2 protein-coding genes are annotated in these 1,327 nt (G+C 69.3%); both read left to right on the top strand.

All coding sequences use genetic code 11. The annotated features are described in order from the left end of the window. The first annotated feature begins 155 nt into the window (after positions 1 to 155). Positions 156 to 632, top strand: a complete 477-nt coding sequence (locus AB0E98_RS33745) for a hypothetical protein (protein WP_361710314.1) — start codon at positions 156 to 158, stop codon at positions 630 to 632. Positions 633 to 793: 161 nt separating this feature from the next. Further along, positions 794 to 1,327: FAD-dependent oxidoreductase (locus tag AB0E98_RS33750; protein ID WP_361710315.1), on the top strand; the 534-nt coding region annotated here is incomplete at its 3' end.

Here is a 1,327-nt window from a genome sequence, read left to right on the forward strand (position 1 = left end):
AACCGCGACCGGCCGCGGCCGACGACGCGCATGTTTCACGTGAAACATCGCCACCGGTCGACCGACCGACCGGGCACCCCCGCCCCTCCTCCACCGGCCCCGGCCGCAAGGATCGCCGGCGAGGCGTGCGGCGAAGGGTCGCTGTACTCGGCGCCGTGGCCGCCGCTGCCGCCATCGGGCTCGGCTCGGTCGTCGTGTCCTCCCTCACCGGGGAGAGCCCGTCCAGCGACACCGCACACGAGCAGCAGACCGCCGCACTCTCGGACACCTTCTCCGAGGGGCATCTCCAGGACAAGGTCACCGGCCTCGTCGCGGGCGGGAGCGCTCAGAACGAGTCGCCCACACCGCGCAGCTTCGGCATGGAGTCCGAGACCGGTGGCGAGACCGCCGAGAACCACGTCTTCAAGCAGCCGACCGTGCCCGAGTGCATCCGCCGGGGCATCGACCGCGACGACGCGGCGATCGCCACGGAGCAGGGCGTCTACCAGGGCAAGGAAGCACTGCTCGTGGTACTGCCCGATGCCGCCCACGACACCCGCGTCACCGCCTACATTGCCGATGCGGCGTGTGTGAAGCAGCCCGCCATCGGCGAGGCCAAGATCCTTCTGCAGCACTCCTACGCGCGTCCGTAGCGGTCGGGTCCGACTCCCCTCCCGGGTGGCCCGGGCCCTGTCGTCGTGTGCCCGGACACAGCGGGAATGCGCGCCCCGTAGGATCCGTTAGGTGGGGTGAGAGTTCCGAGTGCAGCTCCACCCGGCCCTGAAGACGCAGTCCAGAGACGAGGAATGAAGCCGTGAGCGACGTCCGAAACGTGATCATCATCGGCTCCGGGCCCGCCGGCTACACGGCGGCGCTCTACACCGCGCGAGCGTCGCTCAAGCCGCTGGTGTTCGAGGGTGCCGTCACTGCGGGCGGAGCACTGATGAACACCACCGAGGTCGAGAACTTCCCCGGCTTCCAGGACGGGATCATGGGCCCCGAGCTCATGGACAACATGCGGGCCCAGGCGGAGCGCTTCGGTGCCGAGCTGATCCCGGACGACGTCGTGAGCGTCGACCTCACCGGTGAGATCAAGACCGTCACCGACACCGCGGGAACCGTCCACCAGGCCAAGGCCGTCATCGTGACCACCGGCTCCCAGCACCGCAAGCTCGGTCTGCCGAACGAGGACGCCCTGTCCGGCCGCGGCGTCTCCTGGTGCGCGACCTGTGACGGCTTCTTCTTCAAGGACCAGGACATCGCCGTGATCGGCGGCGGTGACACCGCGATGGAGGAGGCCACGTTCCTCTCCCGCTTCGCGAAGTCCGTGACGATCGTCCACCGTCGC

This window comes from Streptomyces sp. NPDC037389 (assembly GCF_040636475.1).
GTDB classification, from domain to species: domain Bacteria; phylum Actinomycetota; class Actinomycetes; order Streptomycetales; family Streptomycetaceae; genus Streptomyces; species Streptomyces hesseae.